Annotated in this window: 19 protein-coding genes; 6 read left to right on the plus strand and 13 right to left on the minus strand. The window is 67.7% G+C overall.

Annotation, left to right across the window (positions count from 1 at the left end):
- The 8 genes from ureG to RBB84_RS07500 all read right to left on the minus strand — a co-directional run bounded on the left by ureG (position 1) and on the right by RBB84_RS07500 (position 8,285).
- Positions 1 to 759, minus strand: coding sequence for an urease accessory protein UreG (gene ureG, locus RBB84_RS07465; RefSeq protein WP_024100929.1), 759 nt, complete (start codon positions 757 to 759; stop codon positions 1 to 3).
- Positions 752 to 1,447 (minus strand): urease accessory UreF family protein, encoded by a 696-nt coding sequence (locus tag RBB84_RS07470; RefSeq protein WP_041803344.1) that lies wholly within the window; start codon positions 1,445 to 1,447, stop codon positions 752 to 754. Before RBB84_RS07470 ends, ureG begins: the two co-directional genes overlap by 8 nt.
- Positions 1,447 to 3,147, minus strand: a complete 1,701-nt coding sequence (locus tag RBB84_RS07475; protein ID WP_064255601.1) for an urease subunit alpha — start codon at positions 3,145 to 3,147, stop codon at positions 1,447 to 1,449. Before RBB84_RS07475 ends, RBB84_RS07470 begins: the two co-directional genes overlap by 1 nt.
- A gap of 4 nt (positions 3,148 to 3,151) precedes the next feature.
- Positions 3,152 to 3,481 carry an urease subunit beta gene (ureB, locus tag RBB84_RS07480; protein WP_024100932.1) on the minus strand — a complete coding sequence of 110 codons (330 nt, stop codon included), beginning with the start codon at positions 3,479 to 3,481 and terminating at the stop codon, positions 3,152 to 3,154.
- Positions 3,482 to 3,493: 12 nt separating this feature from the next.
- Positions 3,494 to 3,796, minus strand: coding sequence for an urease subunit gamma (locus RBB84_RS07485; RefSeq protein WP_006552043.1), 303 nt, complete (start codon positions 3,794 to 3,796; stop codon positions 3,494 to 3,496).
- A 251-nt stretch (positions 3,797 to 4,047) separates the two neighbouring features.
- Entirely contained in the window at positions 4,048 to 5,223 is a 1,176-nt protein-coding gene (locus RBB84_RS07490; protein WP_064255602.1) for a CoA transferase, read from the minus strand.
- A complete protein-coding gene (locus tag RBB84_RS07495; RefSeq protein ID WP_064255603.1) occupies positions 5,220 to 6,950 on the minus strand; it encodes an acyl-CoA dehydrogenase family protein in 1,731 nt (576 codons plus the stop codon). Before RBB84_RS07495 ends, RBB84_RS07490 begins: the two co-directional genes overlap by 4 nt.
- Positions 6,951 to 6,965: 15 nt before the next feature.
- The gene (locus RBB84_RS07500; RefSeq protein ID WP_082920956.1) at positions 6,966 to 8,285 is read right to left on the minus strand and encodes an MFS transporter; all 1,320 of its coding nucleotides are present in this window, start codon (positions 8,283 to 8,285) and stop codon (positions 6,966 to 6,968) included.
- A 183-nt stretch (positions 8,286 to 8,468) separates the two neighbouring features.
- On the opposite strand from RBB84_RS07500, the gene RBB84_RS07505 reads away from it, so the two are divergent.
- Positions 8,469 to 9,347, plus strand: a complete 879-nt coding sequence (locus tag RBB84_RS07505) for a LysR substrate-binding domain-containing protein (RefSeq protein WP_006552047.1) — start codon at positions 8,469 to 8,471, stop codon at positions 9,345 to 9,347.
- Positions 9,348 to 9,572: 225 nt separating this feature from the next.
- Here the strand turns inward: RBB84_RS07505 and RBB84_RS07510 are convergent, their stop codons facing one another.
- Positions 9,573 to 9,872 (minus strand): hypothetical protein, encoded by a 300-nt coding sequence (locus RBB84_RS07510; RefSeq protein ID WP_064255604.1) that lies wholly within the window; start codon positions 9,870 to 9,872, stop codon positions 9,573 to 9,575.
- A 299-nt stretch (positions 9,873 to 10,171) separates the two neighbouring features.
- On the opposite strand from RBB84_RS07510, the gene RBB84_RS07515 reads away from it, so the two are divergent.
- A complete protein-coding gene (locus tag RBB84_RS07515; RefSeq protein WP_350247338.1) occupies positions 10,172 to 11,017 on the plus strand; it encodes an alpha/beta hydrolase in 846 nt (281 codons plus the stop codon).
- Between the two features lie 4 nt (positions 11,018 to 11,021).
- Here the strand turns inward: RBB84_RS07515 and RBB84_RS07520 are convergent, their stop codons facing one another.
- Complete coding sequence (locus RBB84_RS07520; RefSeq protein WP_064255606.1) at positions 11,022 to 11,423, minus strand: TIGR03668 family PPOX class F420-dependent oxidoreductase; 402 nt, start codon at positions 11,421 to 11,423, stop codon at positions 11,022 to 11,024.
- Positions 11,424 to 11,445: 22 nt separating this feature from the next.
- A complete protein-coding gene (ligD, locus tag RBB84_RS07525; protein WP_064255607.1) occupies positions 11,446 to 12,414 on the minus strand; it encodes a non-homologous end-joining DNA ligase in 969 nt (322 codons plus the stop codon).
- A 105-nt stretch (positions 12,415 to 12,519) separates the two neighbouring features.
- Here ligD and RBB84_RS07530 point away from each other — a divergent pair, with 105 nt between their 5' ends.
- Both RBB84_RS07530 and RBB84_RS07535 read left to right on the plus strand, forming a co-directional pair.
- Positions 12,520 to 13,455: a formylglycine-generating enzyme family protein gene (locus RBB84_RS07530; protein WP_064255608.1), complete on the plus strand. Its 936-nt coding sequence runs from the start codon at positions 12,520 to 12,522 to the stop codon at positions 13,453 to 13,455.
- 88 nt (positions 13,456 to 13,543) lie between these two features.
- On the plus strand, positions 13,544 to 15,871 hold the full coding sequence (locus RBB84_RS07535) for an arylsulfatase (protein ID WP_064255609.1): 2,328 nt from the start codon (positions 13,544 to 13,546) through the stop codon (positions 15,869 to 15,871).
- A 63-nt stretch (positions 15,872 to 15,934) separates the two neighbouring features.
- Here RBB84_RS07535 and RBB84_RS07540 read toward each other — a convergent pair whose 3' ends face one another.
- Both RBB84_RS07540 and RBB84_RS07545 read right to left on the minus strand, forming a co-directional pair.
- Positions 15,935 to 16,765 carry an aldo/keto reductase gene (locus RBB84_RS07540; RefSeq protein ID WP_064255610.1) on the minus strand — a complete coding sequence of 277 codons (831 nt, stop codon included), beginning with the start codon at positions 16,763 to 16,765 and terminating at the stop codon, positions 15,935 to 15,937.
- Positions 16,766 to 16,804: 39 nt separating this feature from the next.
- Positions 16,805 to 18,031: an MFS transporter gene (locus RBB84_RS07545; protein ID WP_064255611.1), complete on the minus strand. Its 1,227-nt coding sequence runs from the start codon at positions 18,029 to 18,031 to the stop codon at positions 16,805 to 16,807.
- Positions 18,032 to 18,193: 162 nt separating this feature from the next.
- Between RBB84_RS07545 and RBB84_RS07550 the strand changes: the two genes are divergently transcribed.
- Positions 18,194 to 18,685: a MarR family transcriptional regulator gene (locus RBB84_RS07550; RefSeq protein ID WP_006552056.1), complete on the plus strand. Its 492-nt coding sequence runs from the start codon at positions 18,194 to 18,196 to the stop codon at positions 18,683 to 18,685.
- A gap of 194 nt (positions 18,686 to 18,879) precedes the next feature.
- On the plus strand, positions 18,880 to 19,584 hold the full coding sequence (locus tag RBB84_RS07555; RefSeq protein ID WP_064255612.1) for a universal stress protein: 705 nt from the start codon (positions 18,880 to 18,882) through the stop codon (positions 19,582 to 19,584).
- Positions 19,585 to 19,680: the final 96 nt, after the last annotated feature.

Below are 19,680 nucleotides of genomic sequence, written 5' to 3' on the forward strand. Positions count from 1 at the left end.
TCAGTCGTGCGTGTGTGCGACGGCGTGATCGTGGCTGTGACCGTGACCGTGCCCATGGCCGTGATCGTGGTCGCCGTCCTCGTCGGCGTGGAAGTGCGGAGCCATCGGACCGGGATCGACAGGGGTGTGCGACCCGGCGCGGTGGGCTGCCAGCATCGCGCGCACCCAGTCACCGAGTGCCTGCACGGATGCGGCGTCGGTCCGGGACAGAGCCAGCACCGGTCCGCCCTCACGGGCCTTCTCGGCGTCGGCGACCATCTGCGGCACGTCGACACCCACATAGGGGGACAGATCGGTCTTGTTCACCACGAGCAGGTCGGCGCGGCTGATGCCCGGACCGCCCTTGCGGGCGACGTCGCCACCACCGGCGACATCGAGCACGAAGATCTGCGCGTCGACGAGCGCGGGGGAGAAGGTCGCGGTGAGGTTGTCGCCGCCGCTCTCCACCAGGACGACGTCGAGCGGCGCGAAGTCACGTTCGAGATCCTCGACGGCCAGCAGGTTCATGGTCACGTCGTCGCGGATCGCGGTGTGCGGGCACGCACCGGTCTCCACCGCGCGGATGCGCTCGGGGTCGAGCACGCCCGCCGAGCGGAGGAAACGGGCGTCCTCGTCGGTGTAGATGTCGTTGGTGATCACGCCGAGCTGCAGCTCGGACGCGAGGGTGCGGCAGATGGTCGCGATCAGCGAGCTCTTGCCCGTGCCGACGGGACCGGCGACGCCGAGACGGAGCGAACGGGTGGTGATGTGTTCAGGCACGGAACAGCCTTTCTGGAGCGGATGCGTGGGCTTCGGCCCACAATTCGGTCTGGGGACCACCGGTGGCCGGGATGTCCGCCGGATCGGTGAGAGCGGACAGCTCGGCGATGAGCGGTTCGAGATGAGCGCAGGCCTCGAGCGCCCATCGCGAACCGGTGGCCGGGTCGGTGGGGTGCAGTTTGAGGAAGGCCGCGACGATCGCCTGCGCCTCCTCGTACAACACCAGTCGGGCGGTGTCGATCGCCGGGATGCGCGCGAGCGCCGCGATGGCCCCGACGACCAGTCCCCGCGACGGTCGCGGGGTCCGGGCGTCGAGGTCGTCGAGAACGGTGGAGGGCCACAGGTTCCGGGCCAGTCGCAGGTAACCGCGGGCCAGCAACCGGGACGCGTCGCGCTGGGCCGGGCCCGGAGTGCGCGCCGCCCAGTGGTCCTCGATCTCGTCGATCCGGAGCGTCGGGGCGGTTCCGGCATCGGAGTCCACGGCGTGCCGGGTGACCACGGCGACGCCGGCCTCGACTGCCGCCGAGGTGCGCAACCGCGCGACGAGGAAGCGACGCACCTCGGTCGGCGACATCCCACCCTGGAGCGCCGGTTCGAGCCCGCCCGAGTTGACGTTCCCGCCGACCGGCGCGCGCCCGTCTGCGAGGAGGAGCAGCACTGTGGTGGGGGACAGAGTGTCGGGCAACATCAGAACATCGAATACAGCTGCGCGAGCGGCAGTTCGGTGGCCGGCGCCGGAACGACCCGCTCGCCGTCGATGTCGATGTCGAAGGTGTCGGGACGGATCTCGATGCGCGGCAACACGTCGTTCTGCTTCATGTCGGCCTTGCCGATGTGCCGGGTCGGCCGCAGTGGTAACAGTCTGCGGCGCAACCCGAGTCGTTCTTCCAGACCGTCGTCGAGGGCGGCGGGGGAGACGAACGACACCGATGTGTGCGGGGCGAGCGCATCGCCGAACGCTGGTCGCTGCAGCACCGGCTGCGGTGTCGGGATGGATGCGTTGGGGTCGCCGAGTGCGGCCCAGGCGATCGATCCGCCCTTGATGACCAGCGACGGCCGGATACCGAAGAACTTCGGATCCCACAGCACCAGATCGGCCATCTTGTCGACCTCGATCGAACCGAGTTCGTGGTCGACACCATGCGCGATCGCAGGGTTGATCGTGTACTTCGCGATGTAGCGGCGGGCCCGTTCGTTGTCGGCGGGCATGCCGCCGTCGAGCGCCCCGCGCCGATTCTTCATCACGTGCGCGACCTGCCAGGTGCGGGTGACGACCTCACCGATGCGACCCATCGCCTGGGCGTCGGACGAGGTGATCGACAGCGCGCCCATGTCGTGCAGGATGTCCTCGGCCGCGATGGTGGTGGCCCGGATCCGGGACTCGGCGAACGCGAGGTCCTCCGGGACGGCGGGGTTGAGGTGATGGCAGACCATCAGCATGTCGAGGTGCTCGTCGACGGTGTTGATGGTGTGCGGCAACGTCGGGTTGGTCGAGCCCGGGATGATGTGCGGCAATCCGGCGATGCTCAGGATGTCCGGGGCGTGCCCACCTCCGGCGCCTTCGACGTGGAAGGCGTGGATCGAGCGGCCACCGATCGCGGCGAGCGTGCTCTCCACGAAGCCCGCCTCGTTGAGCGAGTCCGAGTGCAGCGCGACCTGCAGTCCGTGCTCGTCGGCCGCGCGCAACGCCGCATCGATCGCGGCGGGAGTGGAGCCCCAGTCCTCGTGCACCTTGTACCCGGCGGCACCGGAGAGGGCCTGCTCGCGCAGCCCATCAGCGGAGACGGTGTTGCCCTTGCCGAGCAACAGCACGTTCACCGGCAGCACGTCGAGCGCGCGGTGCATCTGCATCAGATGCCACGGACCCGGCGTGACGGTGGTGGCCTTCGATCCCTCGGACGGGCCGGTTCCGCCGCCGGCGATGGTGGTGATGCCGGTGGCGAGCGCCTCGACGATCTGCGACGGCGACAGCAGGTGCACGTGCGAGTCGAAGGCGCCCGCGGTAAGGATGCGACCTTCACCGGAGATGACGTCGGTGGACGGGCCGATCTGAAGCTTCGGGTGCACGCCGTCGGCGATGTCCGGGTTCCCGGCGCGGCCGAGGGCGACGATGCGACCGTCGCGGATGCCCACGTCGGCGCGCACGATGCCCCACCAGTCCAGCACGATCACGTTCGTGATGACGGTGTCGGGAGCACCCTCGGCCCAGGTCGTCACACCTTGGGCCATCGATTCGCGGATGGACTTGCCGCCACCGAAGACGGCTTCCTCACCACCGAAGGTGCGGTCCTCCTCGATCTGGATCCACAGGTCGGTGTCACCCAGACGTACCTGGTCGCCCACCGTCGGTCCGTACAGTGCCGCGTACTCGGCGCGTGTGATCTCCACGTTCTCAGTCCTCCTGCTTCCGCACCTGGATGCCGGGTACGACGCGTCGCCCGCGCAGGGCGACGGCGTCCAGTTCGCGGCTGCTGCCGGGTTCGAATCGCTGCGAGGTCCCCGACGGGATGTCCAGGCGGAAGCCCTGCGCGCGTTCGCGGTCGAACTCGAGGGCCGCGTTCGCGTCCGGCAGGTGGATGTGCGATCCGATCTGGATGGGACGGTCACCGGTGTTGAGGAAGACAAGGGTGATGCGCTCGTCGTCGGAGCGATCCGCGTTGAGGGTGAGGGAGCCCTCGGCGACGCGAATCGCTCCGGGTCCCGAAGTCGGTCCGGATGCCATGTCGGGCTCCTTTCAGGAAATCGGGTGGTGGATCGTGACGAGCTTGCGTCCGTCCGGGAAAGTGGCCTCGACCTGCACGTCGGTCAACATCTCGGCGACACCGCCCATGACCTCGTCGCGGGCGAGGACCTCGCGGCCCTTCACCATGAGGTCGGCGACATCGGCGCCTTCGCGTGCCCGTTCGATCACCCAGGTGGACAACAGGGCAACGGCTTCGGGATAGTTCAGTCGGACGCCGCGGTCCCGCCGGTCGCGCGCCACCATGCCGGCGACGGCCAGAAGGAGTTTCTCGGTGTCGGCGGGAGTCAGCTGCATATGTCGTTCTTTCGTGCGAGTCGGCGGTCGTGCAATCGATGCCGATCATGCGCGGCTCTTGTTTCGCGGACGTTACCCCCGCGTATCGCGGAGAAATCCGGACGCGTCGACCTCAAAAGTGCTGCCGCACTGCGTGACCCCGGCAACACCGCAGTGGGATGCCGCCATCGCCGTCCCTGGCCAACAGGCCTACGGCCGTTCCCGATCGATCGGAAACGGCCGTAGGTCAGCGATATTCGAGACGTTCGTCGCTAGGACGGAACGGAGACCTCCTGATATCCCGCGAGGATCTCGTCGGTGTGTTCCCCGTGCAGCGGCGGCGCCGACCGCAGCGGCGGTCGTACCCCTCCGAAATTGACCGGGAACGCGATCTGTTCGAGAGGCCCGGACGCATGGTCGACGGTGCCGACCATGCCGATCGCGGCGGTGTGCGGGTCGCTGTAGATCTCGTCGAGATGCCGGATGGGGGAGACCGGCACGCCGTGGTCTTCCAGGATGCGGCACCAGTGCTGCACCGTCCCGGTCGCGAACGCCGCGGTGAGGACCTCGTCGAGTTCGCTGCGATGCTCGATGCGATCACGATTGCGGAGGAACCGCACATCGGTCGCAAGTTCCGGTCTTTCCAGTGCCGTGCACAGCTTCTCCCACAATCCGTCGTTCCCGACCGCGATGACGAAATAACCGTCGTTCGCCGGATACGCCTGGTAGGGAGCGAGATTGGGGTGCGCGGAGCCCAGGGCGTGCGGGCGCTCCCGGGTGGCGAAGTAGTTCGTGGCCCAGTTGACGTGCATCGCCAGCTGGCATTCGAGCAACGACGTGGTGACGTACTGGCCGCGACCGGTGCGAGCGCGTTCGACCAGCGCGGCGAGCACCCCGATGACCCCGAACAGGGCCGCACCGAGATCGCCCATCGCGTAGCCGGCCTTCATCGGCGCGCCGTTCGGTTCCCCGGTCAGCGACATCAGACCGCCTGCGGCCTGGGCGACCATGTCGTAACCGGGCTGGTCGGCCAGCGGGCCCTCGTCACCGAAGGCCGAGATGTGCAGCACGATCAGGTGCGGATACTGCTCGGACAGGGCGCGGTAGTCGAAGATCTTCTGCAGACCGCTGCCCGGCTTGAAGTTCTCGACCACGACGTCGGCGTCGGCGAGCATCCGGTGCACGATCCGCTGCCCTTCCTCGGACTTGAGGTCGATGGTCACCGACTTCTTGCCGCGGTTGACCGCGAGGTAATAGGTGGCGTCGTCGCCGACGAAGGGCGGCCCCCACACCCGGGTGGGGTCGCCGCCCTGGGGGTGCTCGACCTTGGTGACATCGGCGCCGAGGTCGGAGAACGACATGGTCGCGTACGGTCCGGCGAGGATTTTCGACAGGTCGAGGACCTTGACGCCGGCGAGCGGGGCGGGGCCGGTGGGATTCGTGCTCATGAGCGGGCTCCTGTCAGTGCAGTCGGTGCCGCATCGGCGGCGGCCGCGGCGGCCGCGGCGGCCGCGACGGACGGGTCGACGTCGGTGCCGTCGGTGATCGCGGCGAGGTGGTCGAGAGCGACGGCATTCGGCTCACCGGCCAGGCCGTCCAGGTAGGCGTGGGCGACGAGCAGCGACCGGTGGCCGAGACCGCGCTCGATGCGGTGCGACGCCAAGTCCACGAGCAGGGTCGCCATCACCGTCCGTGCGAGATCGTCGGTGTAGATCGCGCAGCGGGTCTGCGCGTGCGTGTCGTCGCCGGCGAGCAGGTCCTCGCCGCGCGCCTCGAGTGCATTCCAGCGTTCCCGCAGTGCCGCGACCGCCGGGGCGCATTCCGGATGCGCCGCGTCGAGCAGGGTGCGCTGCGCGTCGGCGAGGACCCGGTGCGCGCCGCTCTTGCGCATGGACCGCAGTACGTCGAGCGCGATGACGTTGCTCGAACCCTCCCAGATCGATCCGAGAAGCGAGTCGCGGACGAGGCGAGCGAACACCCGGTCCTCGATGTAGCCGCTGCCACCCCGGATCTCCATCGCCTCACCGGTGACGGTGCGGGCGCGCTTGCAGATGTAGTGCTTGGCGACGGGCGTGAGGATCCGGACGACACTGCGGGCCTGCGCGTCACCGTGGTCGGCGCGATCGAGGGTCGCACCGCTGTAGGCGACGAGCGCGAGAGCGGCCTCGGCGTCGAGCAGCAGCGGCAGCAGGGTGGCGCGCATGAGCGGCTGGTCGAACAGGGACTTCCCGAAGACCACCCGATCCCTTGTGTGAGCGACGGCGTCGCGCACGGCGCGCCGGATCAGGGCGCTCGAGCGCATCGCGTTCGACAGGCGGGAGGTGTTCAGCATCTCCGTCATCTGCCGGAATCCACGGTCGAGGTCGCCGACCTGCAGCGCGTACGCCCCGTGCAGGGTGACCTCGCCGCTGGGCATCGATCGCGTGCCGAGCTTGTCCTTGAGACGGTCGATCGTGTACGAGTTCCGACTCCCGTCGGGAAGTTGCTTGGGCAGCATGAACATTCCGACGCCGCGGGTCGAGTTCTCGTCGCCGCCGGGGAACCGGGCGAGGGTGATCACGACATCGGCGTCCGGGTTGGAGGCGAACCACTTGCGTCCGGTCAAGCGCCATGCGTTGCCGTCGAATTCGGCGCGGGTCTCGGTTTTCGCGATATCGGTGCCCGCCTGGGTCTCGGTCATGAACATCGCCCCCGTCAGAGCGGTGGCCGGATCGGTGGAGGTCAGGCCGTCGATCCACGGGCCGAACACCTCGGGGTCGCCGAACATCCGCAGGGTGCGCGCGGCGGCATCGGTCATCGACACCGGGCAGGCGAGGCCGAACTCGGCCTGCACGAACAGATATGACGCGAGGTACTTGACGAGATGCGGGGGCGTGTCCGTCCAACCGTGGATCGGGCGGTGCGACAGTGCCGAGAGACCGTATTCGCTGTAGGCGGCGCGGCACAGTTCGAGATAGGCGGGGTGGTATTCGATGCGGTCGATCCGTTCGCCGTCGGGGTCGTACTGGTGCAGCACCGGCGGATGGGCGTTCGCTGTGGCCGCGAGCGCGTCGAGACGGTCGGCGGCGTCGGCACCCAGACGCTCGAGGAGACGCTCGGTCAGCGGCCGGTCGGCGTCGGAGATCCAGCGGTCGAGTACCGCATGCAGGGCCGGGTCGGTATGGGCGTAGTTCATGGTCGTCCGTTCGTGTCAGGAGGCGTCGGCCGTCGTCCGTGCGGGTGCAACGCGTGGTTCGTCGGGCTCGGTGGTGGTCGGTGAGCGTTTGAGCAAGGCGGTCATGCAGACCAGGGAGAGCAGCACGTACCCGATCCCGAGGCCGACGACCGGCCGGATCGAGTCGGTGCGCTCGAGAAGGAACTGGCTCGCCATCGGTGCGGTGCCGGCGAAGATCGCCGTCGAGATCTGGTACGACAACGAGATGCCGGTGTAGCGCACGTGCGTGGGGAAGACCTGCGCCAGGATGCCGGCCAGCGCCGAGTAGTACATCGCATGCGGCGCGGTGGCGAGCACCATGCCGATGATCGCCCAAGTGAGCGAGCCGGTGCGGATCAGTACGAACATCAGCGGCAGGACGACGAGCTCGGGTCCGAGCATCCACAGCACGGCCCGTCGCGCGTCGATCCTGGTGGCGAGAACCGCGCCGAAGGGTTGGACGAGCACCTGCGCGACCAGCGCGAGGGTGATCACGAGCAGGAAGTCCGATCGGGTGAACCCGAGATCGGTGGTGGCCCAGGCGAGGGCGAAGGTCGTCTTGACGTAGGTGATCGCGACACCCGCCACCACGGCACCGACACCGAGGAGCAGCGACGCCGGGTGGGAGCGCAGAACCTCGACGAGCGGCAGTTTCGTGCGTTCCTGGGCGACGGCGGCCACGCGCATCTCGGGTGTCTCCTGGATCCGCACGCGTATGTAGAGGGCGACGATCACCAGCGCGGCGGACGCCAGGAACGGGATACGCCAGCCCCACCCTTCGAAGGTGGCGTCGGACATCGCGGTCAATCCGAGAAAGGCAAGGGTGGCAAGGAGATTGCCCACCGGTGAACCCTGTTGTGCAAATGCCCCGTAGAGGACCTTCTTGCCGGGTGGAGCGAATTCGGTGGCGATGAGGACGGCGCCACCCCATTCGCCGCCCATCGCGATGCCCTGCAGCACCCGAAGGAGGACGAGGAGGACCGGAGCCCAGATCCCGATCTGGTCGTAGGTCGGCAACAGGCCCACGCCGACGGTGCCGGCGCCCATGAGCGCGAGGGTGATGATGACCGCGTTCTTGCGGCCGAAGCGGTCACCGAAGTGGCCGAAGATGATCCCGCCGAGAGGGCGGGCGATGAAACCGACCGCGAAGGTCGCGAAGGCGGCGAGCGTGCCGACGGCGGGGGAGGCGTCGGGGAAGAACAGCGCCCCGAGCACGAGGGCGGACGCGGTGCCGTAGATGTAGAAGTCGAACCATTCGATGGTGGTGCCGACGAAGGCGGTCACACCGGCGCGTCGTGCTGCCCGGGTGTCGTGCATCGGGCGTGGCGGCGGGGGCGCGGTGTGCTCTGACGAAGTATTCACGCTGCACTTCCGAAGGCGTCGAGCGGACTCGGTCCGCGGATGAATGAGTCGTGGATCACTATCACCGGCGCAACCGTGTAAAGTCCAAGACCTAATCGAGCACGATTGTGTAGATCAACCGACAAAATTGAGGCCGGCATGGAACTTCGGCAACTGCAGGCCTTCCTGGCGGTGGCCGAGGAGTTGCACTTCGGACGCGCAGCGGAGCGACTGCACATCGCCCAGTCGCCGCTCAGTCAGACGATCCGCGCGCTCGAACGCGAACTCGGCGCCGAGCTGTTCGCCCGCACCACCCGCTCGGTGCAACTCACCGCGGCCGGTGAATCGCTGCTCGGACCCGCACGCGTGATCGCCGCGCAGATCGAGATCGCCCGGACCGTCGTGCGGTCGACGGCCTCGGGTGTCACCGGGGTGGTGAGCGTCGGGTTCGGCGGCGCGAGCGGATACACGGTGATCTCGCAGCTGACCCGGCTGCTCGAGGAGCGTTGTCCCGGCATCGAGCTGGATCTGCGTCCGCAGACCTACACGGGGGAAGTGCTCGATCTCGTCTCGCAAGGACTGCTCGACATGGGGATCGTCGGCCTCCCGGTGCCCCGGGACGTCGCCACCGAGACGGTGCGGCAGGAATCGCTCATGGTCGCGCTGCCGGCCGACCATCGGCTGGCGGCGCGGGAGGAACTCGATGCCGCCGATCTGACCGGCGAGCGGTTCGTCGTGTATCCCGCCGCCCACGGGTCGAGCGTGCGGGAGATGACCTTCACGGTGTGTCACTCCGCCGGATTCACCCCGGTGATCGCCCGGGAGGCGCCGGATCCCTACAGCCTGCTGGCCCTCGTCGGAGCCGGGGTGGGGGTAGCGGTCGTCGTCGCGTCGACCACCGACATCACCGTGACCGGCGTGCGGTACGTCCCGCTGCGGAACAGTCCGGTGCTGCCGATCGCGCTCGCGTGGCGCCGCGACAACCCGGCACCGGCGGTCCGGCGGGTGGTGGATGTGCTGCGCGCCCATGTGAACTGACCGCTGCCGCGCCCTGGTATGTGCCCTCCGGGTAGTGCGGGCGTGCCAAGGTGGAAGGCACCCTCGAAGGGCCCGACGCTCGAGCGGAGGAGGTGAACCATTGCCGGACACCGACGACCGACAACAGCACACCCAGGACGATCTCGATCGTGGCTCTCGACGTCGACGGGCCGTCCTGCAAACTCGTCGAGAAGGTGCCTCGCGACAGGACTGATGCGCTGACAACTACCAACTCACAAGGACCGCTCGGGCACGGTCGAGCACAGTGTTCAGCGCACGTTCGGCGGCGACACGGTCGGCCGGATAGACGGCCTCCCAGATACCGGACGTCAGCTCCTCGGTGCGATGTTCGATCCTTGCCACGGTTTCTCGTCCGGATTCGCTGAGCCGGTCGTCGCGGATCAGGCTCCGAGCGATCAGGGAATCGACGACCTCCGCAGTGTCCGGTGCGTAGGTGGTGTCGTGGAGCAGAGCGTTGAGAGTCTTCTCGGTGGGGCCGATGAGTTGTGGTCCGAGAGCGATCACGGTTCCTCCAGGAGTGTCGGTGTGCGGACAGCACCTCGAGTCGACTCGAGGTCGATACGCGATGCCATATGGCCGGTCGGTTCTGTAGATCTCGACGGCCGGACCGATGAGATCGAGGAGTTGCTCCAGTCTGTCCTTTCAACGCCACCACTCGTGGCCACTGTCGTGGACTTCGTTCACGCAAATTCGGACAAGACCGAACCCGATCGAGAAGGAGACGAGACCATGGGACATCGACCGCGGCTCGACGGCACCCGCTACGAGGACTCGACCTTGCACACCGGAAGCTCGAGCGAGTCATGACCACCGCCAGCACCAACGGGGTCGATCTGGGCATCGAGTCCTTCGGCGACGCGGACGCACCACTCGTCCTGCTCGTCGGCGCGACGACGATGCTCTCGTGGCCCGACGAACTGTGCGAGCGGCTCGCGGCGGGTGGGCGTCGTGTCGTGCGGTACGACCTGCGGGATTGCGGGGAGTCGACGACGAAGGACCCGGACGTGCCCGGCTACACCCTGCGCGACCTCGCCGACGATGCGGCAGCCCTCGTCGACGCGCTCGATGGCAGGCCGGCGCATCTAGCGGGCATCGGTGTCGGCGGCATGGTCGCCCAGGTCGCTGCGCTCGACCATCCCGCCACGTTCCGGGCCCTGACTCTGGTCGGGACGCGTCCGGTCGCCCCGGGCCCGTGCGACCGCGACCTTCCCGATCACGACGCAGCGACGATGAAGCGCATGTTCGCACTTCCGTTGCCCGAGTGGGCCGATCGCACGGCCGTGGCAGAATTCGCCGCTGCCCGCGCAGCAGTCCTCGGCGACGATCCGGTCGCCGCGCGCGTGGTCGCCGAGCGCATCTGGGACCGCACACCGAACGACGAGCCGTCGGTCCAGTCCGCGAATCAGCTCGGAATGGTCTTCTCCAGGCTCGATTGCACGCCCCGCTGGCGAGAACGCTTGCCCGAGGTCGGCATCCCGGCCCTCGTCGTGCACGGTCGCCGGGATCCGTTCTTCCCCGTCGGCAACGGAGAAGCCATCGCACGCGAGATCCCGGGAGCGCGGTTGCTCGTCCTGGACGATGCCGGCACCGCGGTCCCCGTTGCGGCGGTCGACGAGATCGCCGAGGCGATGCTCACGCTGGACCGGTAGTTGCTCACGCCGACCAGGACCGCCAGCGCAGCCTGTCGATGGTGATCACCGGTCCGGGTGGTCGTTTCGCCTGGTACTGCGAGTATTTGCGGACGAGAGCGTCGATGCCCGCAGTTCCTTCGGGCGTATCGGCGTCGTGGACCGTGGCGATGCCGTCGATGCGGACCCACCACAGCTGCGACCAGTCGTCGCTGTAGTGGTCGACGAGCACGCACACCCGCGGGTTCTCGGCGATGTCGGCGAGTCGACGGAGGCGCCGGGTGGATTTCGGCTTGTCGTCGACGCAGGTGTGGATCACGTCGCCGTCGAGGGCGAACACGATCGGGACGAGATGCGGCTCGCCGGACCCGTCGGCGGTGGCGAGGCGGGCCACTCGGGCATCGGCGACACTGCGACGGACATCCATGTGCCTCACGGTAACCGGACGGTCAGTGTCGGCCCGGGAGATCGACCTCCGGCACGGTCTTGTCGGTGCGTAGTCCTCGCCAACTCGGATGCCGGAGGCTTCCGCCCGCGTACTCCCGGTACTCGACCTCTCCGACGAGGATGGGCTCCACCCAGTGGGCGCCGTGGGTCTCCCGTGCCGGCGGCGCAACCGCCAGTGGGGTCGTCGGTCGTTCCAAGGGACGCAGCTGCGATCGCAACTCACGTCGGGTCGCGGCGGTGAATCCCGTCCCGACCCGGCCGATGAACACCAACCGTTCCTCGTCGTCGTGCGCGCCGAGCAGCAGTGAACCGATGCCGCCGGCAGCCTTGCCGGATCCGGGGAGCCACCCGACGACGACCACCTCGGTGTTCCGACGCAGCGGCGTCTTGATCCAGCCGTCGCTGCGGGTCCCGGGTAGATACGGTGCGTCCGGGTCCTTGGCGACGATCCCTTCGAGGCCGTGTTCGCGCGCGACCGTGAGCATGGTCGGTGCGTCGACATCGGTCCAGAACGGCGACAGCTGAACCCGCGGTCCGGGAACGATCAGATCCTCGAGGACGGCCCGGCGTTCCAGATAGGACAACTCCGTCGTGGACTCTCCGTCGAGAGCGAGGACGTCGAACAGGTAGATCAGCACCGGTAGTTCGGCGCGTAACTCCTCGGTGGGGCGGTGGACGTGCATGCGGCGCTGCAACCGGGCGAAGGACGGCCGACCCTCGGAATCGAGGGTGACGATCTCGCCGTCGACGATGCAGTCCCGGCCGCCTGTCGCAGTGGTGAGCGGGTGGGGGAGTTCGGGGAAGCTCCGGGTGATCTCGTTGCCGGTGCGGCTGGTCAGCCGGCACTGCCCGTCGGCCACCGTGGCGAGGGTGCGCTGGCCGTCCCATTTCATCTCGAACGCCCAGTTCCCGGTCGGAGGCGGACCGAGAGTTGCCAGCATCGGGGACAGTTCCGTCGTCGTGGAGGGCATGTCCCGAGTCTGCGGTACGGGGCAGGGACGGGACCGGTGAATGCGCGGTCTCGTCGGGTCGGTGCGTCCCTCGCGCCGCGACCCGGGCCGTGCGAGGCTGACGTCATGACGCGTGCTGCGACACAGAACATGACTTTCATCGCCGGAGGCATGTTCTGGATGGGGTCGGAGGATTTCTATCCGGAGGAGCGACCGGTCCACCGGGTGACGGTCGACGGGTTCTGGATGGACACGCACCCGGTGACCGTCGCCGAGTTCCGGCGCTTCGTGAAGGACACCGGATACGTCACCACCGCGGAGGTCGCGCCCGACCCCGCCGATTATCCCGGCGCCGATCCGTCCCTGCTCGTGCCCGGCTCGCTCGTGTTCACGCCGCCTCCGGGGCCGGTACCGCTCGATGACTACACGAGGTGGTGGTCGTTCGTCCCGGGCGCGAACTGGCGTCATCCCGAAGGGACGGGGAGCACCGTCGGCGGGCGGGAACGCCATCCCGTCACCCACGTGTCGTGGTTCGATGCCCGCGCCTACGCCGAGTGGGCCGGCAAGGAACTGCCGACCGAGGCGGAATGGGAGTTCGCCGCCCGCGGCGGACTCGACCGCAAGGCTTTCACGTGGGGCGACGAGCACGAACCGAAGGGCCGCCCCGGCGGGAACGTCTGGCAGGGCGAATTCCCGTGGCAGAACCTCGAAACGGACGGATTTGCCGGAACCTCACCGGTCGGACACTTCCGGCCGAACGGGTACGGTCTCCACGACACGGCGGGCAACGTGTGGGAGTGGACCGCCGACTACTTCACCGCGAACCATGCTTCGAGCGGCAAGAACGTCGCGCCGGCGTCGTCGTGTTGCGTCCCGACGAATCCCCGCGTCGACATGGCCGAAGACGATCCGCGCGAAGCGTATCCGCGCCGTGTCATCAAGGGCGGATCGCATCTGTGCGCCCCGAACTACTGCCTGCGGTACCGACCCGCGGCCCGTCAGGGTGACACCGAGGAGACCGCGACGTGCCATATCGGATTCCGCTGCATTATTCGCCCGTAACAGGGCAGGTTTCACCCTGATCAGGGGTGTGTGCGGCCCGATACCGGTGGTGTACTGGGAACGGATGGGGTGAGAGGAGGCATCCACCATGAGCCAGGATCTGCGTCCGGATCCGATCCCGGGCGGAGAAACTCTGCCGTTCCCACCGGTGCCGTCGGGAAGCATCGCAGGACGGACCATGCAGGAATCGGTCTACAGCCCACGCGCACAGCACCGTCGCCTTCCCGACGACGCCCCGAACATCCTGGTCGTCCTCATCGACGACGCGGGCCCCGGTTTGCCGAGCGCATTCGGCGGCGAGGTGAGCACCCCCACGCTCGACCGCTTGCTCGACGAAGGCATCAGCTACAACCGCTTCCACACCACGGCGATGTGTTCGCCCACCCGCGCATCGTTGTTGACCGGACGCAATCATCACCGCGTCGGAAACGGGCAGATCGCCGAACTGGCCAACGACTGGGACGGCTATTCCGGGCACATCCCGAAATCGAGCGCCACCGGGGCCGAGGTGCTGCGCCACTACGGTTACACCACAGCGGCTTTCGGCAAGTGGCACAACACTCCTGCGGAGGAGACCACCGCAGCGGGTCCCTTCGACAACTGGCCCACCGGAGTCGGTTTCGACTACTTCTACGGTTTCCTCGCCGGCGAGGCGTCGCAGTACGAGCCGAATCTCGTCCGCAACACCACCGTCGTCTTGCCTCCGAAGACTCCCGTGGAGGGCTACCACCTCAGTGAGGACCTTGCCGACGACGCGATCGGCTGGTTGCGCCGCCACAAGGCGCTCGATCCGTCCCGGCCGTTCTTCATGTACTGGGCCAGCGGTTGTCTGCACGGGCCGCACCACATCATGAAGCCGTGGGCCGACCGGTATGCGGGCAAGTTCGACGACGGATGGGACGCTTATCGCGAGCGGGTGTTCGAGCGGGCCAAGGAGAAGGGCTGGATCCCACCGGAGGCCGAACTCACCGAGCGGCATCCCACCATGACGGCCTGGGACGACATACCCGACGACGAGAAGCCCTTCCAACGACGCCTCATGGAGGTTGCGGCCGGATACGCCGAACACTGCGACGTCCAGGTGGGGCGGCTGTTCGACGAACTCGACCGGCTGGGCTATCGCGACAACACCCTGGTCTTCTACATCTGGGGCGACAACGGGTCGTCCGGTGAGGGCCAGAACGGCACCATCAGCGAACTGCTCGCGCAGAACGGGATCCCCACGACCACGGCCCAGCACATCGCGGCCCTCGACGAACTCGGCGGACTCGATGTTCTCGGCTCCCCGAAAACGGACAACATGTACCACGCCGGGTGGGCGTGGGCGGGGAGCACACCCTACAAGGGCATGAAGCTTCTCGCCTCCCATCTCGGGGGAACCCGCAATCCCATGGTGGTGCGCTGGCCTGCGCGCATCACGCCGGATCGCACCCCACGCACCCAGTTCCTGCATTGCAACGACCTGGTGCCGACCTTCTACGAGCTGCTGGGCATCACACGGCCGCGGACCGTCAACGGGATTCCGCAGGATCCGATCGACGGCGCCGGTTTCGCCCGGACGTTCGTGGACCGTGACGCGCCGACGGGCAAACTCACCCAGTACTTCGAGGTCATGGGCAGTCGAGCGATCTATCACGACGGATGGATGGCGTCGGCCTTCGGTCCCCGCGCACCGTGGCTGCCGGGGCTGCCCGGCGGGATCCGCGATTGGAGCCCGGACGACGACACCTGGGAGCTCTACAACCTCGACGAGGACTGGACGCAGAACCGCGACCTCGCAGAGCAGTACCCCGAGAAGTTGGCCCAGATGCGGGAGATCTTCGCGATCGAAGCGGCCAAGAACAACGCTCTTCCCATCGGTGGGGGTCTCTGGGTCGCGGCGATCCATCCCGAGCAACGCATCACCACGCCGTACACGAGCTGGGATTTCACCGGCGACGTCACGCGTATGCCCGAATTCTGCGCTCCCGCACTGGGAAACAAGAACAACCGGGTCTGCATCGAGGTGACCTTCCCGGAGCGGGCGCACGGCGTCCTGTACTCGTTGGGCGCTAACGGTGGTGGTCTGACGTGCTTCGCCGACGACGGCTATCTCTGCTACGAGTACAACTTGTTCATCCTGATGCGGACGAAGATGCGTTCGGCGACCCGCATCGCACCCGGGCACCACCTCGTCGAGGTGGTCACCAAGTACGCCGAAGCGCGCCCCGGTGGTCCGTTGAACGTCCGGATGTCAGTCGACGGGCAGTCGGTGGGGGAGACCGTCGTGCCGGTCAGTGCGCCGTTGCTGTTCACGGCCAACGACTGCCTGGACATCGGCACCTGCCTGGGTTCACCGGTTTCGCTCGACTACTTCGACCGGGCACCGTTCCCGTTCGACGGGAGCATCGACAGGATGACCGTCGAGTACACCTGAACGCAGCTCTTCGAGCGCCTTACCGGCTCCGGGCGGTGGATCCGCCCGGAGCCGCGAGGTCTGTCAGTTGAACTCGTCCGGATGAGGTCCGGTGCGCAGATCGCGATCGGCACCGGCGATGGTCGACATGTCCTCGTCGGTCAGCTCGAAGTCGAAGACCTCGAAGTTCTCCCGGATCCGGGACGGCGTGACCGACTTCGGGATGACGACGTTGCCGAGCTGCAGATGCCAGCGCAGCACCACCTGGGCCGGCGACTTGCCGGTGCGTTCGGCGATCGACGTGATCTCCTCGTCGTTCAGCACGGCGCCCTGGGCGAGCGGGCTCCATGCCTCGGTGGCGATGCCGTGTTCGGCGTGGAAGGCACGCACTTCGCTCTGCTGCAGACCGGGGTGCAATTCGATCTGGTTGATCGTCGGGACGAGCGAGCTGCCGTCCAGCAGGCGCTGCAGGTGGGCGGGTTGGAAGTTCGACACGCCCGCGGCGCGGAGGCGTCCTTCCTCGACGAGGCGTTCGAGGGCACGCCAGGTGTCGGCATAGAGGTCGCGGGCCGGGGTCGGCCAGTGGATCAGGTAGAGGTCGAGACGATCGAGGCCGAGCGCGGCGAGGCTCGTGTCGAAGGCACGGAGGGTGGCGTCGTAGCCCTGATCGGAGTTCCACACCTTCGTCGTGATGAACAGCTCGTCGCGGGACAGTCCGGAGTCCGCCAGCGCGCGGCCGACGCCGGCCTCGTTGCCGTAGATCGCGGCGGTGTCGATGTGGCGGTAGCCGGTCTCGAGTGCGGAACTGACGGCCGCAGTGGTCTCGTCCTCGGGGATCTGGAAGACGCCGAAGCCGAGCTGAGGGATCTCGACGCCGTTGTTCAGGGTGACGGTGGGGATCGTGGACGATGTCACGAGATGGTGCTCCTTCGGGGGTGTTCGCGTAGTTCGGGATCAGAGTCGGACGGCGTCGACGGCAGTACGGGAGGTGCTGTGGAGGTCGGGTTCTGCGGATGGGCGAGTTGCGTTGGCGTGATCGTCCTTTCGCTGTAGTCGGTGGGACAGGACCGCCGGGATCAGTGCGGACGCGGCCAGAACGGCCCCGACGGCGTTGGGTGCCGTGTACCCGAATCCGGCGGATATCACCATGCCGCCGAGCCAGGCGGCCAGAGCGTTGCCGAGATTGAAGGCACCGATGTTGGCGGCGGACGCCAGGGTCGGGGCGCCGTGCGCATGGTCGAGCACGTGCTTCTGCAGGGGCGGGACGGTCGCGAAACCGAGAGCGCCGATCAGGAAGACCGCCGCGACGGACACGGTTTTGTCGGAGGCCAGGAAGGTGAACAGACCGAGCACCACGGCCAGGCCGGCCAGGGCGGTGTAGAGCATCGGCATGAGATTGCGGTCGGCGAAATGTCCCCCGACGAGGTTGCCGACCACCATGCCGGTTCCGAACACGGCCATCAGCCAGGGGACGGAGGACTCGGCGAAACCGCCGACATCGGTCAGGATCGGTGCGATGTAGGTGATCGCGGCGAACACGCCCCCGAAGCCGAGGACCGTCATGGTCATGGCCAGCACGACCTGGACGTTCTTGAACGCCGCGATCTCGTGACGCAGCCGGACGCCCTCGGGTCGGGGTACGTCGGGGACGAGCTTCGCGACGCCCACGAGACCGACGACGCCGAGCGCGGCGACGACCAGGAACGTCGCCCGCCAGCCCGCGGTGTGGCCGACGAAGGTACCCAGTGGGACGCCGACGACATTGGCAACCGTCAGTCCGGTGAACATCAGGGAGATGGCAGCGGCTTTCTTCTGCGGTGCCACCAGCTCCGCGGCGACCACCGAGCCGATGCCGAAGAACGCTCCATGAGCGAGGGAGGCGACGACGCGGCCGATCAGCATGACGGCGATGGTGGGAGCCAGAGCGGAGACGGCATTGCCCAGGACGAACAGGCCCATGAGCAGCATCAACATGTTCTTACGGGAGATCCTGGTGCCGAGCGCCGTCATGATCGGGGCGCCGATCATGACGCCGAGGGCGTAGCCGGTGACGAGATATCCGGCGGTGGGGATCGACACTCCGAGATCCGATCCGACCTGGGGGAGCAACCCCATGATCACGAACTCGGTGGTGCCGATTCCGAAGGCACCGATGGCCAGGGCCAGCAGGGCGAGTGGCATGAGAACGATCCTTCGATCGAGAAGAGACGCAGACGCGCTTTACTGGCGTAGACAATAATTGCAGACGCCGGCTAACTGCAAGCGCGGGTATAGTGAGCGATGTGGCGACGTCGGCATGCCGTCCGCGTCACCTGTTCGTACGAGCCGACCCAGGAGCCGACCATGACCGCCACGGACCCGTCGATGACCGCGTTGGCCAACAGTTGGTCGGCGCTGTCGCTCCTGCACGGGCGAATCGAGAACCGGATCGAGAGCGCTCTGCAGTCCGGCCACGAGTTGAGCGTGCGCGAATATTCGCTGCTGGACGTGCTCAACCGTCAGCACGACGGGGAGGGCGGGCACCTGCAGATGCGCCAGGTCGCCGACGCTGTGGTCCTCAGTCAGAGCGCGACGACGCGGCTGGTCACCCGGCTCGAGGACCGCGGGTTGCTCGCGCGCTATCTGTGTCCCACCGATCGCCGCGGCATCTACACCGACGTCACCGACGCCGGCCGGCGCCTGCTCGAAGAGGCCCGGCCCACCCACAACGCCGCCCTGCGGGAGGCGCTCGACGAGGCCGCAACCGAACCCGTCCTGGCGCCGCTGGTCGACGCCATCCGGCAGTTGCAGGACAGTGATCGGGCGGATACCGCCGGGGGTCCGACTCGACGCTGACGGGGCGACCTCGCGGCGACGTCCTCCGCGCAGACCTGTCGGAACAACAGGTGAGATCACGCGGCCGGGTCGGGTATCGTCTCCCCTGGTGTGCCGGGAAGTCTGGTCGGCGGAACAGGTTTCTTCGACGACCCCGGAGGGGACATGAACGCAGCGGTACACCTCTTCTCGGCGCACGCACCTGTGGGTATGCCATGAACTGGGCCGTCTTCGTCGCCTTCCTCGTCGTGTGGGTGCTGTCCGGGCTCGTGACCGGTCTGTGGATGGCACGGCGAGGCCACGACCCTCGCTGGACGATCATCGCCGTCATCCTCGGGCCGTTGTTCGTCCCTATCGCCTTCGAGCGCATCGAGCGTGTTCCCCGGTCCGTCGAAGTGACGACGGTGGCCCGGCAGCACGCCGGAGAGGTCGATGAGGAAGGACTCCGCGTGATGGTCGGCTACGACGGATCCACCGAGGCCAAGCATGCGCTGGATGCGGCGCGACGACTGTTCGGCCCGTCCGGGGGAGTGCTCGAACTCGTCGTCGTGATCTCCTACGACGACGCCGGCGATCCCGACTCCGAACTTCTCGCCACGGTGCGACGACGACTCGAGGAGGCCGTCGAATCGATGGGTGATATTTCGGTGGGATATGCCGTCCTCGCCGGCCCGGCCGGTCGATGCCTGGGTTGGTTCGCCGAGGAACATCACGCCGACGTTCTCGTCGTGGGGCGCCGCGGACGAGGCATGTCCTCCCGGATGCTCGGTAGCGTCGCCGAATACCTCATCGGGCACTCTCATGTGCCTGTGCTCGTCGTCGATCCCACCGTCGTCTCGCCGGATGCGGGTACGAACGAACCCACGGTCGCCGTTCGGGTCGCTCCCGAGGAGAACGTGACGGGCACCGCGTCGAACTGACCCGATGCGGTATGGTCGATCTCGGTGCGCCGGGAAGTCTGGTCGGCAGAAGGAATTACGTCGTCGAACCGGAGGACCCGTGTCCGTACCCGTCTG

The sequence above is a fragment of the Rhodococcus sp. D-6 genome (genome assembly GCF_040256695.1).
GTDB classification, from domain to species: domain Bacteria; phylum Actinomycetota; class Actinomycetes; order Mycobacteriales; family Mycobacteriaceae; genus Rhodococcus; species Rhodococcus pyridinivorans.